Annotated in this window: 11 protein-coding genes; 3 read left to right on the top strand and 8 right to left on the bottom strand. The window is 73.8% G+C overall.

Features of this window, described 5'->3' with window-relative positions:
• Window positions 1-59: 59 nt before the first annotated feature.
• The 4 genes from QP939_RS38310 to QP939_RS38295 form a co-directional block, all read right to left on the bottom strand.
• The gene (locus QP939_RS38310) at window positions 60-5,369 is read right to left on the bottom strand and encodes a type I polyketide synthase (RefSeq protein ID WP_285451354.1); all 5,310 of its coding nucleotides are present in this window, start codon (window positions 5,367-5,369) and stop codon (window positions 60-62) included.
• Window positions 5,366-8,818 (bottom strand): amino acid adenylation domain-containing protein, encoded by a 3,453-nt coding sequence (locus QP939_RS38305; protein WP_285451353.1) that lies wholly within the window; start codon window positions 8,816-8,818, stop codon window positions 5,366-5,368. The genes QP939_RS38310 and QP939_RS38305 overlap by 4 nt, the downstream gene beginning before the upstream one ends.
• Before the next feature lie 57 nt (window positions 8,819-8,875).
• Window positions 8,876-12,310 carry a beta-ketoacyl synthase N-terminal-like domain-containing protein gene (locus QP939_RS38300; protein WP_285451352.1) on the bottom strand — a complete coding sequence of 1,145 codons (3,435 nt, stop codon included), beginning with the start codon at window positions 12,308-12,310 and terminating at the stop codon, window positions 8,876-8,878.
• Window positions 12,311-12,659: 349 nt separating this feature from the next.
• Entirely contained in the window at window positions 12,660-13,349 is a 690-nt protein-coding gene (locus QP939_RS38295) for a type 1 glutamine amidotransferase domain-containing protein (protein ID WP_285451351.1), read from the bottom strand.
• Between the two features lie 121 nt (window positions 13,350-13,470).
• Here QP939_RS38295 and QP939_RS38290 point away from each other — a divergent pair, with 121 nt between their 5' ends.
• Window positions 13,471-14,376, top strand: a complete 906-nt coding sequence (locus tag QP939_RS38290) for a LysR family transcriptional regulator (RefSeq protein ID WP_285451350.1) — start codon at window positions 13,471-13,473, stop codon at window positions 14,374-14,376.
• Window positions 14,377-14,567: 191 nt separating this feature from the next.
• Here the strand turns inward: QP939_RS38290 and QP939_RS38285 are convergent, their stop codons facing one another.
• Complete coding sequence (locus tag QP939_RS38285; protein ID WP_285451349.1) at window positions 14,568-14,816, bottom strand: hypothetical protein; 249 nt, start codon at window positions 14,814-14,816, stop codon at window positions 14,568-14,570.
• A gap of 85 nt (window positions 14,817-14,901) precedes the next feature.
• Window positions 14,902-16,167 (bottom strand): RsbRD N-terminal domain-containing protein, encoded by a 1,266-nt coding sequence (locus QP939_RS38280; RefSeq protein WP_285451348.1) that lies wholly within the window; start codon window positions 16,165-16,167, stop codon window positions 14,902-14,904.
• Window positions 16,168-16,607: 440 nt separating this feature from the next.
• Between QP939_RS38280 and QP939_RS38275 the strand changes: the two genes are divergently transcribed.
• Window positions 16,608-17,033, top strand: a complete 426-nt coding sequence (locus QP939_RS38275) for a DoxX family protein (RefSeq protein ID WP_285451347.1) — start codon at window positions 16,608-16,610, stop codon at window positions 17,031-17,033.
• Here the strand turns inward: QP939_RS38275 and QP939_RS38270 are convergent.
• Both QP939_RS38270 and QP939_RS38265 read right to left on the bottom strand, forming a co-directional pair.
• On the bottom strand, window positions 17,030-17,545 hold the full coding sequence (locus tag QP939_RS38270) for a VOC family protein (protein ID WP_285451345.1): 516 nt from the start codon (window positions 17,543-17,545) through the stop codon (window positions 17,030-17,032). The two genes, QP939_RS38275 and QP939_RS38270, sit on opposite strands and share 4 nt — an antisense overlap.
• 74 nt (window positions 17,546-17,619) lie before the next feature.
• The gene (locus tag QP939_RS38265) at window positions 17,620-18,255 is read right to left on the bottom strand and encodes a TetR/AcrR family transcriptional regulator (RefSeq protein WP_285451344.1); all 636 of its coding nucleotides are present in this window, start codon (window positions 18,253-18,255) and stop codon (window positions 17,620-17,622) included.
• Between the two features lie 50 nt (window positions 18,256-18,305).
• On the opposite strand from QP939_RS38265, the gene QP939_RS38260 reads away from it, so the two are divergent.
• Window positions 18,306-18,740: a YybH family protein gene (locus QP939_RS38260; RefSeq protein ID WP_285451343.1), complete on the top strand. Its 435-nt coding sequence runs from the start codon at window positions 18,306-18,308 to the stop codon at window positions 18,738-18,740.
• The last annotated feature ends 61 nt before the right edge of the window (window positions 18,741-18,801 follow it).

Here is an 18,801-nt window from a genome sequence, read left to right as displayed (position 1 = left end):
CTCTTGCCCGAACGAGGCCGGGAACGTCCATTCCTTAGTGTCGGTCATGGTCTCCTGCTTCAGCGCTCGAGCTTGGGGATGGTGGTGGCGGCCGGTTCTTCCGCGGCGGGCGCGGCACTTTCACGTGAAAGTGCCGCCTGCAGCTCCTCGATCCGCTCGACCAGGGCGGCCACCGTGGAGGATTCGAACAGCGTCTTCATCGCCAGCCGGGCGCCGGTGGTTTTGCGGACCTGCGCGATCAGCTGGATGGCGACCAGCGAGTTGCCGCCGAGCGCGAAGAAGTCGTCGTGGACGCCGATGCGCTCGACGCCCAGCACCTCGGCCCACTGGCGGGCGATCTCCGCCTCGAGGTCGGTGCGCGGGGCGACGTAGCCGTCTTCGGTGAGTGGCTTGGCGACTTCGGCGACTTCTTCGGTCTCCTCGATCAGCTCGGCGGTCACGCGGCGGGCGAACAGCTCGCGCACCGGCCGGGTGCTGATCACGACCTGGCCCCCGAGGCCGGGGGTCAGCGCCCGCAGGAACGCCTCGGCGCCGTCGACCGGCCGGATGCCCGTCGACTCCACAGTGGACTGACGCGGGGTCGCCGCGAGCCCGCCGCTCACCGCGCCTTCGTCGACCTGGCGCAGCACGAAGTCCTCGATCTCGACCAGGACGCGGCCGTCGTCGCCGCACAGCGTCAGGTCGGCGGCCACGACCTGGTCGCCGCCGGAGTCGCGGTACCGCAGGTGGCTGTGGAAGCTCGCCGGGAGCGCGTCGTGCACGACCACCCGGCCGTAGCTCATCGGCAGGTAGGTGCCGCTCCCCCGGCCGCGGCCGAACGCCGTCGCGACGTCGAGCATCGCCGGGTGCAGCCCCCAGCCGGTGTCGGCGGCGGCCGCCTCCGGGGCCACGAGCGACGCGAGTTCCTCGTGCTCGCCGACGTGGTGGGTGCGCAGGGCGGCCCACCGCGGGCCGAAGGTGACCATGCTGGTCCGGCCGGTGCCGAAGGCGTTGCCGTCGTCGAGCACGGTGGTCCGGCCCTTCACCGCGTCGAGGTCCACAGTGGACGTCGACGGCGCCGGGACCCAGCCTGCCGAGCCGCGAACGTGCACCTTGGTCACCCCGGCTACCCGGCTGGTCACCGTGAACTCGCCGCCCTCGAAGCCGACGCGGTACTCCGCGACCGCGCCCTCGGGCACCGAGAACGGCTCCAGGAACGCGACATCCCGCAGTTCGACGACGTGGCCGTCGCCGGGCTTCGGCAGCGCGGCTTCGACCGCGGCCCGCACGGACTCCAGGTGCCCGGTGCCCGGCACGACCGGGACCCCGGCGATGCGGTGCTCGTCGAGCAGCCAGTGCCCGGCGGCCGAAACCAGGCCGTGGCAGGCGTCGCCGGTGCGCGTGCTCAGCACCGGGTGCGCGACCGGGCCGTCCGCCTTCGCGCGGGTCGACCGGATCGTCGTCGGCGCGGCCACCTCGGCGGCCATGCCGACCTCGTCCCAGCCGCCCCAGTCGTGCGAGACCACCCGGGCGCGCCAGCCGTGGTCGCCGCGGGCGTAGGCGTCGAGGAAGGTGTTGGCCGCGCAGTAGTCGACCTGCCCGAAGTCGCCGGAGACCGCGGTGACCGACGAGCACAGCGCGACGAAGTCCATCGGCAGGTCGGCGAACGCCTCGGCCAGGGCCAGGGTGCCGCCGACCTTCGGGCCGAGGACCGCTTCCGCGGCCGCGCGCTCCTTGACTTCGGCGACGCCGCCGCCCGGCAGCCCGGCCGCGTGCACGATGCCGTCGAGCCCGCCGAACTCGCGCTCGGCCAGCTCGCGGACCTCCCGCAGCCGCACCGGGTCGGTGACGTCGGCGGCCAGCACGTGCACCAAGGACCCGGCCGCCTCCATCCGCCGGACGGCGAGCATCGCGCGTCCGGCGCGGTCGGTGCCGCCGTGGGCGGCCAGGTGCGCGTCCCACTCTTCCCGCGGCGGCAGGCCACCGCGGGTCAGCAGGATCAGCTTGGCCCGCACACGCAGGGCGAAGTCCTCGGCGAGCGTGACACCGATGCCCCCGGTGCCGCCGGTGATCAGGTACCGGCCGCCCTCCCGCAGCACCGGCGCAGCCGCGGGAACGGTGACCTGCGAATACTCGAGCACCCAGCGGCGATCGCCGCTCAGCGCCACCTCCGCCGGGGCGTCCGCCGGGCGGAACAGCTCCGCGACGACCGCCGCGCAGACGTCGTCGACGTCGATCCGGCGCACCACCGTGCCGGGGACCTCCAGCGGCAGCACCCGCGCGATGCCCGCGAGGGTCGCGTGTTCGGGCCGGGTCAGGCCGGTGCCGGTGACGTCGGCCGTGCCGGTGCTCAGCACGTCGATCCGCACCGGCTCGCCCCAGGCCTGCACCAGGTTGAGCGCGCTGAAGAACCCGCGGTCCTGAGCGGCCATCCCGGTCTCGACACCGCTGAGCGCCCACGCGTGGACCACGCGCTCGGGGCGGTCGCCGAGCGCGGCGACCAGCTCGTCGTAGTCCTCGCGCACCCCGGGCCGGATGGTGAAGCCGGTGTCGGTGACGGCGAACGCGGGGCCCGGCCGCACCTCGGTGACGGCGACCCCGGCGTCGCGCAGCAGCCCCGGGAGGACGTCGTCGTCGACGAACGCGAGGCACGCGGTGAACGGCTCGCGCCGCAGGTCCGGCCCGGCCTGCCGCCACGACGGCACGGCGAACCACTCGTCGAGGGGCAGCGGCCCGCTCGGCCGCTCGGGCTCGACGTGAGCCCCCTTCGGGTCCGGGTCGACCCAGTACCGCTTGCGCGCGTAGGGATATCCCGGCAGGGGCACGCGGTGCCCGGCCGTCGTGGCCGCCACCGGCACCCCGTCTGTCCACAGCAGACCGGCGGCCGCGAGCAGCGTTTCGACGTCGCCGTCGCGGTCGGTGCGGCCGGGCAGGCTCGGCCGCGGCGCGGGCAGGCCCTTCGGCACCTGGCCGCGGGCGAGCCCGGCCAGCTGGTGGCCCGGCCCGCACTCGACGAGCGCCCACCGCGCGCCGCCGTCGAACAGCGTCCGGACGCAGTCGCCGAACCGGACGGCCTGGCGCAGGTGCGCGGCCCAGTAACCCGGATCGGTCGCCTGGGCGTCGGTGATCCAGTCGCCGGTCAGGTTGGACAGGAACGGCAGCGACGGCGCCGAGCGCGGCACCGCAGCGACGGCTTCGGTGAACTCCGCCAGGATCGGGTCCATCATCGGCGAGTGGAAGGCGTGCGAGGTCACCAGTTCCCGGCACTGCACGTCGCTCGACTTGAGCAGTGCGGCGAAGTCCGCGACGGCTTCGCGCGGCCCGGCCACCACGCAGGTGCCGGGTCCGTTGACCCCGGCGATCGCGAGGTTGTCGGGCAGCCGCTTCGCGACGGCCTCCTCGTCGAGCTGGACCGCGAGCATCGCCCCGGCGGGCATCGCCTGCATCAGCTCGCCACGCCGGACGACCAGCCGCAGCGCGTCGGCCAGGGTGAACACCCCGGCCACGGTCGCGGCGACGTACTCGCCGACGGAGTGGCCGATCATCGCGCCGGGCCGGACACCCCAGCTGCGCCACAGCATCGCCAGGGCGTATTCGACGACGAACAGGGCGGGCTGGGTGAACCGGGTCTCCCGCAGCTTCGCGTCGCCGCCGCGCTCGAAGATCAGCTCCTTCAGCTCCGGGATCCCGGCCAGGTCGCAGCACTCGTCGACGGCCGCGGCGAACACGGGCTCGGTGCGGTAGAGCTCGGCCCCCATCCCCGCGTACTGGGCGCCCTGGCCCGAGAACAGGAACGCCACCTTCAGCTCGTCGGCGTGCCCGGAAACCAGGCGCCGCGGGTCGCGCAGGCCGTCGACCGCGTCCTCGGCGTCGCGGGCCACGAGGACGGCCCGGTGCGGGTGTTCGGTGCGCCCCACCGCGAGGGTGTGCGCGACGTCGGCGAGGTCGAGGTCGACGTCCCCGGCCAGCCGGTCGGCGAGCCGGTCCACCGCGACCGCCAGCGCGTCCGCCGTCTTGGCCGAGACGCGCAGCAGGTGCGCCGGGCGCGGGCGGCGGGTGCGCTGCGGCACCGGCGCCTCCTCCAGCACGACGTGGGCGTTCGTGCCGCCGACGCCGAACGAGCTGACGCCCGCCCGGCGCGGGGTGGGGCCCGCCTCCCACTTCGTCACGGTCCGCGCCGGGTAGAACGGGCTGCTCGGGAAGTCGATGCCCGGGTTGGGGGTCTCGTAGTTGATGGTGGGCGGGATGAGCCCGTGTTCCATCGCCAGCACGGTCTTGATCAGCGCGACGACCCCGGCCGCCTGCGAGAGGTGGCCGATGTTGGACTTGACCGAGCCGATCGCGCACCAGCCGGTGTCCGGCACGCCGTGGCCGTACACAGTAGACAGCGAGGTGATCTCGATCGGGTCGCCCAGCGCGGTCCCGGTGCCGTGCGCCTCGACGTAGCCGATCGTGCGCGGGTCCACCCCGGCCATGCCGACGGCCTGCGCGATCGCCTCGGTCTGCCCGGCGACGCTCGGCGCCGAGAACCCGACCTTGGTCGCGCCGTCGTTGTTGATCGCGTTGCCCAGCACCACCGCGCGGATGTGGTCGCCGTCTTCCAGTGCCTGCGCCAGCCGCTTCACGAGAACCACGCCGACGCCGCTGCTCCACACCGTGCCGTTGGCGCCGGCGTCGAACGCGCGGACGTGCCCGTCCGGCGAGGTGAAGCCCTCGACTCCCATGTAGCCGATGCCGTGCGGCATCTCCAGGTTCACCCCACCGGCCAGCGCCATGTCGCACTCGCCGTTGCGCAGGGCCTCGCACGCCAGGTGCACCGCGACCAGCGACGTCGAGCAGGCAGTGTGGACGGCGAGGCTCGGGCCGCGCAGGTTCAGCTTGTAGGACACCGACGTCGTCAGGTAGCTCGGCTGGTTGCCGGTCGACATCCCGATGCCGCCGTGCTGCGAGGCCATCACGCGCTCGTTGCGCAGGAGGTTTTCGATCAGGTAACCGGTCCGGCCGGTGCCGCCGTAGACGCCGATGGCGCCGGCGTAGCGGGCCGGGTCGTAGCCGCCGTCGGTCAGCGCCGAGTGGCAGGCTTCGAGGAACACGCGGTGCTGCGGGTCGGTGATCTCCGCCTCGCGGCTGGTCATGCCGAACAGGTCGGCGTCGAACTCGTCGAAGCCCTCGACCACCGTCGTCGCGTTGACCCAGCTCGGATCGTCCAAAGTGGCCGGATCGGCGCCGCGGGCCAGCAGTTCCTCGCGGGTGGCGGGCTTGATGGACTCGACACCGTCGACGAGGTTGCGCCAGAACTGCCGGAGGTCACCGGCACCCGGGACGCGGGCGGCCATCCCGACGATGGCGATCGGTTCCGCGCCGGCGTCGGGTTCGAGGTCGTGGGTCACTGGTTCTGCTCCTGTTCCTGGCCGGTCGTGCCGGCACCGCGGCGGGGTCTTCTGGACGGGGTGCGCCCCCGGCGGGCGGCGACGCGCTCGGCGGCGCGGGCGAGCTCCGGGTTGGGCGCGGCCCCCGCGTGGAGGTGGGTGGCGAGGGCGCGGACGGTGGGGTGGGTGAACAGGTCGACCATCGGGATGCGGCGGCCGAGCCGGGCGGTGACCTCGGCGTGCACCTGGACCAGGGCCAGCGAGTGCCCGCCGATGTCGAAGAAGTTGTCGGTCACCCGTACGGAGTCGAGGCCGAGCACGGCGCGCCAGGTCGCCGCGATGAGCGCCTCGGTCGCGGCGAGCGCGGCCGGATCGACCTGCGCCCCCGGGGCCGCCTGAGGTTGCCCGCGGGTGGACGCGCCCGGCGCGGCGGTGCGGACCGACGCGCGCGGAAGCTCCGGCGCGCACGCTCCGGCGGGCCCGTCCGGCTCGGCGACCAGTGCGGCGAGCAAAGCCGTGAAGTCCTCGGCGAGGGCCGCCATCCGGGCCGCGTCGAAGAGGTCCGGGTTGTAGAGCAGCTCGACCCCGCGGTCGAGGACGTAGACGGTCAGGTCGAACGGCGACCCCGGCTTGGCCACCGGCACCCACGCCGACCGGACGCCGGGCAGGTCGAGCGCGGGTTCGGTGAAGTTGAGGACGTTGACCATCACCTGCACCAGCGGTGCCCGCGTGGGGTCGCGGGGCACGCCGAGTGCGTCCACGAGCCGGTCGATCGGAGCCGCCGGGTGTGCGGTCGCCGCCAGCAGCTCCTCGCCGCCCCGCCGCGCGAGCGTGGCGAAGTCTTCGGTCCCGGCCCGCAGCCGCACCGGGACGATGTCGACGAAGAACCCGGCGACGTCCTGGGTTTCGGCGAGCTGCCGGTCCGCGACGACGGTGGCGACCAGGTGGTCGTCGCCGCCGGTGAGCCGGGACAGCAGCTGGCCGAACGCCGCCAGCACCACCCCGGCGCGGGTGGTGCCGGTGCGGGTGGCCAGGTCGCCGACCGCCGCCGCGACGCCGTCGGGGAAAGCCTCGAAGTGGGTCGCGCCGCGGTAGGTCTGCACCGGCGGGCGCGGCCGGTCGCGCGGCAGGTCCACTGTGGACGGCGCACCGGCGAGGTGCTCGGTCCACCAGGCCAGGTCGACGGCCTCCCGGCGGCGGTCCCGGTCGGCACGCCACACCGCGTAGTCCGCATAGGACACCGGAAGGGCGGGCAGCGCTTCCCCGCGGTAGGCCGCGGTGAGGTCGGCGCACAGCAGCTCCTGCGACCAACCGTCGAACACGGCGTGGTGCAGGGTGAAGCCGAGCACGTGCTCGTCGGGGCCGAACTCGTAGAGCCGCACCCGCCACGGCGGTTCCCGGTCGAGGCGGACCGGTGCCGCGGCGTCGGCGGCCAGCCGGTCGGGCAGCGCGGCTTCGGTCACGGGCACGACCGCCAGCGGGACGTCGCCGGGCGGCAGGCACTCCGCCACCGGAACGCCGTCGACCGGCCGGATCCGCCAGCGCAGCACGTCATGCCGCTCGGCCACGGCGCGAAGGGCCGCTCGTAGCGTGCCGACGTCCAGCGGCCCGGAGAGCCGGAACGCCATCGCGATGTTGTACGGCGCCGCGTCGGGCGCGAGCTGGTCGAGGAACCACAGCCGCCGCTGCGGCGGGGACAACGCGGGCGCGTGCCCGGTGGTCAGGCCCGGGCCGGTGAGCGGAGCGGCTGCGGCGACCCGCCGCATGAGCCCGTCGAGAGTTCGCCCGGCGAGCACGTCTTCGACGGACACGTCGGCGGCGAGGTCCTTCCGCAGGGCCGCGACCAGCCGCATCGCCGCGATCGAATCGCCGCCCGACAGCAGGAAGTCGGTCCCGGCGCCCGGGCCGAGCACCTTCCGCCACACTGCCTCGACCGGCGACGCGGGCTCCTCCACGACCTCGGGTTCGCCTTCGGCCAAGGCGCGCAACGCGGGCCGGTCGATCTTTCCGGTGACGGCGTTGACCGGCAACACGGCCAGGCGCCGGATCACCGCCGGGCGCATGGCTTCGGTGAGCCGGGACCCGGCGTGGGCGTGGATGTCCGCATCGGACGGAGCCGACTCCGGGGTGAGGAAGGCGACCAGCCGGGTGCCACCGGGGCCGGGGACCGCTTCGACCGCGACCGCCTCGACGTCCGGGTGCGCGCCCAGCGCGGCCTCGACCTCGCCCAGCTCGATCCGCTGCCCGCGGACCTTCACCTGGCGGTCGGCGCGGCCGGCGAACTCCAGCCTGCCGTCCGGCCGGAGCCGGGCCAGGTCCCCGGTGCGGTAGAGCCGCTCCCCCGGGGTGAACGGGTCCTCGACGAACTTCCGCGCGGTCAGCTCCGGGCTGTTCAGGTAGCCCGCGGCCAGCCCGGGTCCGCCGACGAGCAGCTCGCCGACCTCGCCCGGCGCGACCGGCCGCAGCTGGTCGTCGACGACGTGCGCGCGGTGGTTCGGCGTCGGCGTGCCGAGCGGCAGGGAATCCGACGGCAGGCCGGTGACCTCGTCGGTGACCACGACGACGGTCGTCTCGGTCGGGCCGTAGACGTGGAAGAACCGGCGGCCGGGCAGCCAGCGGGCGGCCAGCTCGGCGGGCACCGGCTCGCCGCCGCAGGCCACGACCCGCCAGCCGGGCACGTCGGCGGGGCCGAGCAGCGACAGCAGCGTCGGGGTGATGAACCCCCAGTTCACGTCGTGCTCGACGAGGAACCGCCGCAGCCGTTCCGGGTCCGCGCGGTCGGCCGTGCTCGCCAGCTGGACCGAACCGCCGACCGCCAGCGGCACGAAGACGTCCATCGTGAACGCGTCGAACCCGAGCGAGGAGATGCCCAGCGTGCGCGTGCCGGGGCCGAGGCCGAGCCGCTCGGCGAACCCGGTAATGAACGCGACGATGTTGCGGTGGGTCGTGCGCACGCCCTTCGGCCGCCCGGTCGAGCCGGAGGTGTAGAGCACGTGCGCGGTGCCGTCCGGCGAGGCCGGGCAGTGCCCGGGCGCGGCGGGTGGCGGCACGTCGAGCGCCGCGATCCCGGCCACCGCACCGAACTCCGCGACCGCGGCGTCGCCGATGACGACGGAAACCCCGGCGTCGGCGGCGATCCCGGTCAGCCGGGCCCGCGGCCCGCCGGGGTCGAGCGGGACGTAGCAGCCACCGGACAGCAGCACGCCGAGCACGGTGGCCACCAGCGCGGGCCGCCGGTGAGCGCACACCCCGACCCGGGTTTCCGGGCCGACGCCGTGCTCGCGCAGCGCGGCCGCGACGCCCCAGGCGGCGGCGACGAGCTCAGCGTAGGTGAGCCGGGTGCCGCCCTGCCGCACGGCGAGCGCGTCCGGCGTCCGCCGGGCCCACGCCAGGACCAGTCCGGCGACCGTCGTGTCCGGATAGGACAGTGGCGGGCCGTGGATGCCCGCGACGGGCAACGTGTCGGTCACGGTGAACTCCCCAGTTCGGCCCGGCCGCGGTGGCGGCCGGGTGGTCGTGCGTGCGGCTCACGGGTGGTGTCCCGGCGCCGGCGGGTCGATCCAGAACCTGGCGCGCTGGAACGGGTAACCGGGCAACGGCACCCGGCCCGGCTCCGCGCCGTCGGGGCGGGCCGCCCAGTCGACGGCGGCGCCACCGGCCCAGCGGACGGCGAGCTCCCTGGCCGCACCGGGTGGTCCGGCGACGTCGCCGTCGCCGGTCAGCAGGGTGCCGAGGGACTCGACCGCTTCAGCGGCGGTCGTCGCGACGACGGCGGCGCGGCAGGCGAACTCCCGGCGTCCGACCGCCAAGGTGTAGGCGACGTCGGCCAGGTCCGGCGGATCGGTGGCAAGCCGGTCCCGCAGCGCGGAAAGCGCCTCGCGCAAGGCATTCCGGTCCCGCGCCGACACGGGCAGGACGTACGGGCCGTCGGCGGTGACGCGCGGCCCGGCGCCGGGCGCCTCCTCGACGACGACGTGGACGTTGGTCCCGCCCATGCCGAACGCGCTGACCCCGGCCACCCGCCGCGGCGCGTCCGGCCAGTCGACGGCCTTGACCGGCACGTAACAGGGCCCGCCGGCCAAGTCGACCTCCGGGTGCGGCGAGGTGAAGTGCAGGTTCGGCGGGATCACGCCGCGGCGCACCGCCAGCACCGCCTTGATCAGGCCGGCCACCCCGGCGGCCGCGTCGAGGTGCCCGATGTTCGTCTTGACCGAGCCGAGCGCGCACGTCCCGGGCGGGACGTCCCGGTACACCCGGTTGAGCGCGGCCACCTCGATGGCGTCGCCCAGCGGCGTGCCGCTGCCGTGCGCCTCGATCAGCCGGACCTCGGCCGGGTCGACCTCGGCGACCGCGAGCGCCTCGGCGACCGCAGCCGCCTGGCCCGCCGGGCTCGGCACGGCGTACCCCGCGCGGTCGGCGCCGTCGTTGGTCATCGCCCAGCCGGGCAGCACGGCGTGGATGTGGTCGCGGTCGGCGAGCGCGTCCGAGAGCCGCCGCAGCACCACGACCCCGGCGCCGGACCCGAAGCCGGCGCCGTCGGCGGCGACGTCGAACGAGCGGCACCGGCCGTCGCGCGAAGCCATGCCGCCGGCCCGGTACCGCGGCCACGTGACGCTCACACCCCCGGCGATCGCCAGGTCGCACCGGTACTCGGCGAGGCTCTGCGCGGCCAGCCCGACCGCGGCCAGCGAGCTGGAGCAGGCGCTTTGGACCGACACCGCGGGCCCGGTCAGGCCGAGCCGGTAGGCGACTTGGCCGGGCAGGTGGTCGGTGAGCTGGCGGCCGAGCAGCCTGCCCTCCCAGTCGTCCGGGTCGACGTCCCCGCCCACGGCCGGGTTCCCGAACAGGTGGAACAGGAAGTACCGGTTCACCCCGGCGGAGGTGAAGACGCCGACCGGGCCGTGTTCCTTCGCCGGGTCGCGGCCCGCGTCCTCCAACGCCCGCCACGCCGTCTCCAGGAAGAGACGGTGCTGCGGATCGGTGCGCGCGGCTTCGTCCGCGGTGAAGCCGAAGAACTCCGCGTCGAAGTCCTCGACACCTTCGAGGCGGCCGCCAGCGCGCACGTGTGCCGGGTCGGCGCGCAGGCCGGGACCGATGCCGAGCGCGGCCAGCTCGTCGTCGGAGTAGTCGTGGACGGCATCGACGCCCGCGCAGAGGTTCCACCAGAACGCGTCCGCGTCCGGCGCGCCGGGGAACCGGCAGGCGAGCCCGACGACGGCGATCAGGTCGCTGCCCGGCTCGTCGTCCGCCCCCTCGGCGACGACCGGCGAATCGTCCGAAGTGGACGAATCGAGGTAGGCCGCCTGCGCCGCGACGGTCGGGTGTTCGAGGAGGCCGAGCAGCGGGACGGCGACGTCGAATTCGGCGGCCAGCCGCTGCTGGACGCGGCCCAGCAGCAGCGAATGCCCGCCGACGTCGAAGAACGCGTCACCGGTGCCGATCCGGTCGTGCCCCAGCACCGCGCACCAGATCGCGTGCACCCGGCGCTCGGCCGAGGTCATCGGCCCGGCCGTGACGGGCGCGGGCGGGCGCGGGTCCGGCAGCGCGTCCTCGTCCAGCTTGCCGGTGACGGTGAGCGGGAACGCCGGGACCGCGGTGACGGCCGAAGGGACCGCGTGCGCGGGCAGCACGGCGGCCAGCGCGTCCCGCAGGGCCTTCCCGTCCGGGCGTTCCGGTCCGGCCGGGACGACGTAGGCGAGCAGCTCGCCGTCGCGGACGATCGCGCGTGCCTCGGCCACTTCCGGCAGGTCGCCGAGCCGCGCCTCGACCTCGGTCAGCTCGACGCGGAAGCCGCGGACCTTGACCTGCCGGTCCAGGCGGCCGAGGCAGACGAGCGTGCCGTCGGGCAGCACCCGGCCGAGGTCCCCGGTGCGGTAGGTGCGGACGCCGCCCGCGCCGGTGCCGAACGCCGGGCTCGGCCGGCCGAGGTAGCCGTCGACGACGTACTCGCCGCTCACTTCGAGCTCGCCGCCGTCGAGCACGGTGAGCGTGTAGCCGGGCAGGGCCGCGCCGATCGGCAGCGGGCCGGTCGCGTCCGGGTCGACGGCGGCGGCGGTGGTCCGGTACTGCGCGGCGAAGGTCACCTCGGTCGCGCCGTAGCCGTTGACGTACACGCAATCCGGGGCGAAACGGCCGCGGCGGACGTCGGCGTAGGTGGCCTGTTCGCCGCCGAGGAGCACGGTCCGCACCGACGGGAGGTCGCCGTCGAGGGCGTCGAGCAGGTAGCGGTAGACCGTCGGCGTCGAGTGGTAGACGGTGACCCGGTGCCGCGCGAGCTCGCGCGCCGCGTGGGCCACGCCGTGGGCGCGGACGTCGATCGGGACGACGGCGGCGCCGGTCAGCAGCGCCGGGTAGAGGTCGGGGATCGCGGCGTCGAAGCCGAAGGAGGCCAGCAGGCTGATCCGGTCGGCGGCGGTGATGCCGAGGGTGGCGATCTGGTTGTCCACCACGTGCAGCAGGTTGCGGTGGGTCTGCGCGACCGCCTTGGGCGTGCCGGTGGACCCGGAGGTGAACAGCACGTAGGCCGTCGCACCGGGGTCCGGATCGGGCACGGGCAGCGGCGCGGTGTCCGATCCGGACCGGACCACCCGCGTGGACCCGGTGCGGCACAACGCTTCCGCGAGGTCCTCGTGGTCGGGATCGGTGAGCACGGCGGTGACGTGGGCCGCCGCGACCTGGTGGGCGAGGCGGTCCCGCGGGAAGGTCGGGTCGAGGGGGACGTAGGCGCAGCCCGCGGCGAGGGTGCCGAGAATGGCGGCGATCGCGGCGGTGCCGTGCCCGGTGACCAGGCCGACGAACTCGCCCGGCCGGACACCGGCGTCGAGCAGCCGGGCGGCGTGCCCGCCGGCCAGTTCGGCCAGGCGGGCGTAGCGCACCAAGGAGTCGTGCTCAACGACGGCGATCCGGTCCGGCGACTGCCGCGCGATTTCCGCGAAACGTCTGATGCAGCCGGCGTGCGTCATCGCTCGGCGTCGGCCCCCGACGGTGAATGGGCGCGCGAAAACCACGGCGGTGACGTCGACTTCATCTCACTCCCCAGTGCGATTCATGACGAAGAATCACGCAACACTAAAGCGCAAGACCGCACTGTGGGATACGCAATCCGCAGAGTTGGGCCGAATGCCCTATCGATCCTGGACCGGACGCAGCAGTTTCCCACGTCATCCTCAGTGCCGACCTGCGGCGTCAACCACTGTGGACACCCGATCGACTACCGGAAGTCACGACGCCGAAATGCCCCGTCCGTCCGGTCGGATATTCACCGACAGGCTTTTGGTCCGCATTTGTTCCCGCACGGAAGTGGTGGCATTTTCACGAAATCGATCCAGTCGCCAAGATCCGCGCGACGCGGACCGCGGTGTCCACACTGGACTGCGGGTTCTGCCCCGTGACGAGGTTCCGGTCCACGACGACCGTGCTCGACCACGCCGCACCCGGCGTCACCGCGGCGCCCTCCTCGCGCAGCCGCGACTCGACGAAGTACGGGCTCTTCTCCCCCAGGCCGCCCTGGCGCTCCTCTTCGTCGCTGAACGAGGTCATCGCGCGGCCGGCGAAGGTGAACGTCCCGTCGGCGCGGCGGGCCGAGAGCAGCCCGGCGGCACCGTGGCAGAGGGCCGCGACGACCTTGCCCGCGTCGTCTGCGGCGGTGAGCAGGCGGCCCAGCGCGGGGTCGACGGCCAGGTCGGTCATCGGCGCGTGGCCGCCCGGCAGGTAGAGCGCGTCGTAGCCGTCGACACCGACGTCCGCGAGCTTCAGCGGCGTGGCCAGGCCCGCGAGCGACTCGAGGTACGCGCGGTACTTCGCGCCCGCGCCGTCGAGGCTGATCGGGTCGGCGGACGGCCGCCGCCCGTCCGGGGTCGCGATGTCGACGTGGTGCCCGGCCTCGGTGAGCACCCGGTGCGACTCGGCGACCTCCTCGGCCCAGTAGCCGGTCGGGTGGTCGGTGCCGTCGGCGAGCCGCAGGTGCCCGGCGGCCGAAACGATCAGGAGAATCCGTGCCATGACTGAGTTTCCTTGTCCGCGGAGCCCGGTGCCCCGCACGCCGGGGTCAACCTCGCGGACCACGGCGGTAGTCCGCGACGGGCGCTACGATCCATAACGTTCCTTATGGAAGGAGACTTGCGTGCCCAGCCTGGATCTGCTGAGTACGTTCCTCGCGGTGTACCGCCGCGGCTCCCTCTCGGCCGCGGCGACGGAGCTGGGCCTGACCCAGCCGGCGGTGACGGGCCAGCTGTCCCGGCTGGAGAAGGAGCTCGGTGAGCCGCTGTTCACCCGCTCCCGCCAGGGAGCCGCCCCGACCGCGCGGGCGGTGGAGCTGGCCACCCGGATCGGCACCCGGATCGACGAGCTGCGGGGCGTGCTGGCCGCGGACCCGGACGACGCGGCGCTGCTCGACCGCGTCGCACTCGGCGGGGCGAGCGACGCGGTGGCGGCCCGGATCCTCCCGGCGCTCACCCCGCTGACGACGCGCGGGCTGCGGCTGGAAGTGACGCTCGGCCTCGCCGACGAGCTGCTGGCGGCGTTGCAGGCGGCGCGCCTCGACCTGGTGGTGTCGTCGGTCCGGCCACGCGACCGCGCCCTGACGGCCACGCCGATGATCGACGAGGAGTTCGTGCTGGTCGCCGCCCCGGCACTGGCCCGCAGCATCGACCCCGCGCGGCTCGCGGCCGAACCGGTGGCGGCGCTGGCCCACCTGCCGCTGGCGGCGTACGCCGACGAGCTGCCGATCATCCGCCGCTACTGGCGCACCGAGTTCGGCAAGCGGCCCCCGAACCGGATCGCGGTGGTGGTCCCGGACCTGCGCGCGATCCTGGCGGCGGTGATCGCGGGAGCGGGCGCGACGGTCCTGCCCCGCTACCTGGCGGCGGCGGCCCTGGAGGCGGGCTCGGTGGAGCTGCTCCACGAACCGGCGGCCCCACCGCTCAACACGTGGTACGTGGTGACGAGGACAGCGGGCCCACCGCGCCCGGCGGTCACGCTGGTCAGGGACCGGCTCCTGGACCGCGCCCGCGCGTGGGGCTCGCTCTAGCCGGACCATCCGAGCGTCTTGAATGAGTCATTCATGTCGCCGGAGGTCCTGAACGACTCATTCACGACGCCACCCGGCGCGCTCAGCAGTGTTGGCCGCGTCCACCACCCGCGCCGCCCGGCCCGCGCGCTGAGCCGCGTTGCTTGCGTCCACCGCGCCTCCGAAGCCCGCTCAACCCGGGCCAGGCGCGGTCAGCCCGCGTTGGCCAGCACGTTCGACCCCGCGGGGGTGCTCTCCATCAGGCACGCGTGGCACGGCATCCCGCGCAGCCCGTCGAGCACCTCGGCCTCGGCCGGGAAGATCGCCTCGCCGCACAGGGCCGTCAAGTGCCCCGATACCGGGCCGGCGGGGACGGGGATCAGGTGGCAGACTCGTCTGCTCTCGCCCACGACGCCTCGGCGCAGCCGCACCAGCGCGAGCATCCCACCGTTGTCACCCATACGCCGAACGTAGGCCGAACGGGCGACCCGCGCTTCGTGCCGTCGACCCAACGATCTTCGGCACCGGTGGTCCCGGACACCAAAGTCACGCCGGGGACAGCACCGCCGCGCCCAGCCGGTGGCACAGGTTCAGCGCCAGCTCGACGTCGAGGCGGCCGTCCGCCAGGCCGCGCGGCAGGACCTCCTGCGCCTTCCGGACGCGGTACTGCACCGAGTTCTTGTGCATCGTCAACTCGGCCGCCGCCGCCGTGTAGCTGCCGCCCGAAGCCAGGAACACCCTCAGGGTGTCGCGCAGCCTCGCGCAGTTCTCGTCGTCGCCCGCCAGCGGGCCGAGCGTGCTCGCGACCCACAGCCGGGCCGCGTTCAGGTCCGTTGTCATCAGCGCCGCCGTGCCCACTTCACGGAACGTCAGCACTCGATCACAGTGCGGGCCCGCGGCCAGCGCCAACGCGTGCACCCGGCGGGCCTGCTGGTGGGTGTCGCGGAAGCCGACGACGCCCGCGCCGGGGTCCCCGACCGTCACCCGGACGCCCGGTTCGGCGCCGGCCAGCGCCGCGTCGAGGTCTTCGCGGCGGACCGACGCTCCCGCCGGCAGGGGGAGCCACACCCACGCGCTGGCCTCGTCCCGCGGCACGAACAGCGGACGGCCCTGGCCCCCGACCCTCTCGAGCACCGCCCCCGCCGCCGACTCCAGCTGCGACAGCACGTCGTCGACGTACGCCTCGGAGGCGTGCCAGACGATCATCCCGACGTGCGTGCCGCGCAGCCGGTAGCCGATCACCGCCTCGGCCGCGTCGACGTCGGGCGGGCCGCCGTTCTCACCGAGCAGGTCGAGCACCTTCGCCGCCCGCGCCGCACTCCGGTTGAGCAGCCACTTGTCGCGTTCGTCCTGGTAGACCCCGACGAGCTGGCGGACCACCCGCGTGATGAACTCGTACCCGATCCGCAGCAGCCGGCGCATCATCTCGCCCAGCAGGGCCGCGTCGTCGACCAGCCGGATGCACTCCTTGAACCCGAAGTCGAGCATCGCCGCCTGGCCGAGGTCGTAGGCCAGGATCAGGTCGAACACGGGCGTGCCCCGCTGCGCCAGCCGCCGCGCGTACTCGACGGCGGCGGCCGGCGGCTCGACGGTCCCGGGGTCGATCCCGTGCCGGAAGATCTGCAGGGCGGTCTCGATGTTCTGGTAGACGCTCGCCGACAGCAGGCTCACCATGCGCTCGTCGTCGTTGACCAGCTGCGGCAGGTCCGTGGCGTACAGCTGCACCAGCTCACCGGTGAGCTCATCGGCGCGGCCGGCGAGGGTGTCGGCGATCTGCCGGATGCGCTCCGACACGACTTCTTCGTCCACCATGGAGCCACCTTACGGGTAATGGCTCAAACCCATCGAGGATCTCCTCGATCTTGTCGAACGTTTTGGCCGGAGCTTGAGGCGCGGACCCGCCGCCCCCTGCCGCGCGACCCCGGGTTCGGGCGCCGTCGCCGCGGCGGTGAACAGCGGGAGCGCCGTCGAAAAGAATCGGAAACATTCGCGAAACCGGACCAATTCTCCAACTGGTCTGGACCACAATGGCGAAGATCACCCGTCCGGCGGTTTTCCCTTGTCCAGCAGAGCAGAAACCACGCCGCGAGGCAAGAACAGCGTTCGCTTTGCCGCCCGTTCGCGATTTCCGCTGAACCGGTTACGCGACTTTAGAGGGGTGCAGACATTCACCACGGGCGGTATATCTGAAAGGGCCGAATCCGGACCGGCCCACCGCACTCCCCGCCCGCCCCCCGTCCCCGGAGGCACCCATGCACCGCCTGGACCCGGCCCGCGAGCACGTCATCGGGCTCTACCGCATCGTCATCGGCTTCCTCTTCGCCTGCCACGGGCTGAAAACCCTGTTCGGCCTGTTCGGCGCGAAGAGCGCCGCCGCCGTCGGGGCGTGGCCCGGCTGGTGGGCGGCGGTCATCCAGCTCGTCTGCGGCGCGCTGGTCTGCCTCGGCCTCGGCACCCGCTGGGCCGCGCTGCTCGGCTCGGGCTCGATGGCCTACGCCTACTTCACCGCGCACCTGCCGGACGGCCTGTTCCCGATCCAGAACGGCGGCGAGGCGGCCACGCTGTTCTGCTGGGCCCTGCTCGTCGTCGCGTTCGTCGGCCCCGGCCGCTTCGCGCTCGGCAACCTGCCTGTGCTGCAACGGGTTTCGGCGCCGTCGCGGCCCCGCGTGACGGCCTAGGAGCGGGAAATCCCGACGCCGCTGCGCGCGTCGGGGCCGTACTTCGCCAGCTCCGCCGCCAGGTCCAGGCGCCCGATCGCGCTGCTCTTCGCCCGGTCTTCGTCGGTCAGCAGGTCCTTCGGGATGATCCAGACCACTTCGAACTCGAGGCCGTTGGGGTCCTTGGCGTACAAGGACTTCGTGGTGCCGTGGTCGGAGGAGCCGACCAGCGCGCCCGCCGCCTCCAGGCGCCCGGCGACGCGCTCGAGGTCGCCGAGCGTGTCGACCTCCCACGCCAGGTGGTACAGCCCCACCGACGTCCGGCCCGCGCCCGAATCCTCGGCGTCGGCACCGATCTCGAAGAGGCCGAGGTCGTGGTCGTTCGTCGAGCCGGGCGCCCGCAGGAAGGCCGCGCCGCGGTGGGCGTCACCGCCGTCGATGTAGTCGAAGCCCAGAACGTCGCGGTAGAACGCCACGCTCTCGGTCAGCTTGCGCACGTACAGCACGGCGTGGTTCAGGCGAAAGATCGACATCGGACTCCCCCGGTGCGGTACCGCGCGAACAGGTTGAAGTTTCAACTTGAGGCTAGGCGCGAAGCCGAGGGCGGTCAAGCGACGAAGGACGTCACCCAGAGCCGCCCGAGCCAGGCGGCGTACCGCTCGTCGGACCAGCCACGGCGTTCGACGAACTGGTGCCAGAGCGTCCCGTCCGTGGTCGACCACAGCACGTCGCGGCACTCCTCCTCGGAAACCGCCAGCCGCCCGGTGGCCGCCGCCTCCCGGGCGTGCTCAGCCATGCTCTCCAGCCGCTGCCGGTCGATCTCCTCGAGCATCGCGGCCGCCGCCGGGTCGCTCGCCGCCGCACCGCGCACGGCGACGTGCAGCCGCGCGGTCCGCCGCATGACGGCGGTGTTGAAGACGGCGAAGGCGGTGAACCGGGCCCGCAGGTCGGGCTCGGCCAGCAGGGCGCGCAGCGCCGGCCGCTCGAGCATCGGCACGTCCTCGTCGTCCCCGCCCACGGTGACGTCCCAGGTGCGGTGCAGCAGCGCCGGCTTGTTCTTGAACGCCGCGTAGACGGTCTCGGGCGCGACCCCGGCCTCGGCGGCGACGTCCGCGATCTTCGTCCGGCCGTAACCCTTCGTGACGAACAGGTCGTGCGCCGCGGCCAGGATCCGCCGCCGGGTCTCCCCGGCCTGCTCCCGGCGACGACTGGAGTCGTAACGGCGCTTGACCGGCCCGCTCATCCGATACATCCTCACTGTATTGAAAACAGTCCGACTGTATTGGAGTCATCATGCCATCACCCACCGAGGAGTTCCTGGCCGACGTGCTGCCGCGGCAGATCGCCGCCGAACGCGCCGTGCACCAGGGCGACGCGGGCCCGCGCACGGCGCTCTGGTCGCACGCGGACCCGGTGAGCCTCTTCGGCGCCTGGCTGCCGGTGCGCACCGGCTGGGCCGACGTCGGCGACGCGTTCAAGCGGGTCGCGGCCCAGTTCTCCGACTCGCGCGAGTACCGCTTCGAAGTCGTCGCGGCCGGTGCGAGCGGGGACCTGGCCTACACGATCGGGTTCGAGCACAACACGGTCTCCGTCAACGGCAGACCGACGACGTACACCCTGCGCGTCACGCACGTGTACCGGCGCGAGGACGGCGAGTGGAAGATCGTCCACCGCCACGGCGACCATCCACCGGACGAGCCCGCGCCGGACGTCGAACTCGGCCCGTGACCCACTCTCGGTAGGTCCGGTGTCCGACCGGGCGACAAACCTTCGACACCGCATCGAGGCC

The organism is Amycolatopsis nalaikhensis, from assembly GCF_030264295.1.
Taxonomy (GTDB): Bacteria; Actinomycetota; Actinomycetes; order Mycobacteriales; family Pseudonocardiaceae; genus Amycolatopsis; species Amycolatopsis nalaikhensis.
This window is presented reverse-complemented; position numbering and strand designations above follow the sequence as displayed.

Coding starts and splice junctions, on each gene's coding strand:
- QP939_RS38300 (WP_285451352.1), bottom strand. CDS start 12,310: ATGACGCACGCCGGCTGCATCAGACGTTTCGCGGAAATCGCGCGGCAG.
- QP939_RS38295 (WP_285451351.1), bottom strand. CDS start 13,349: ATGGCACGGATTCTCCTGATCGTTTCGGCCGCCGGGCACCTGCGGCTC.
- QP939_RS38285 (WP_285451349.1), bottom strand. CDS start 14,816: ATGGGTGACAACGGTGGGATGCTCGCGCTGGTGCGGCTGCGCCGAGGC.
- QP939_RS38280 (WP_285451348.1), bottom strand. CDS start 16,167: ATGGTGGACGAAGAAGTCGTGTCGGAGCGCATCCGGCAGATCGCCGAC.
- QP939_RS38275 (WP_285451347.1), top strand. CDS start 16,608: ATGCACCGCCTGGACCCGGCCCGCGAGCACGTCATCGGGCTCTACCGC.
- QP939_RS38270 (WP_285451345.1), bottom strand. CDS start 17,545: ATGTCGATCTTTCGCCTGAACCACGCCGTGCTGTACGTGCGCAAGCTG.
- QP939_RS38265 (WP_285451344.1), bottom strand. CDS start 18,255: ATGAGCGGGCCGGTCAAGCGCCGTTACGACTCCAGTCGTCGCCGGGAG.
- QP939_RS38260 (WP_285451343.1), top strand. CDS start 18,306: ATGCCATCACCCACCGAGGAGTTCCTGGCCGACGTGCTGCCGCGGCAG.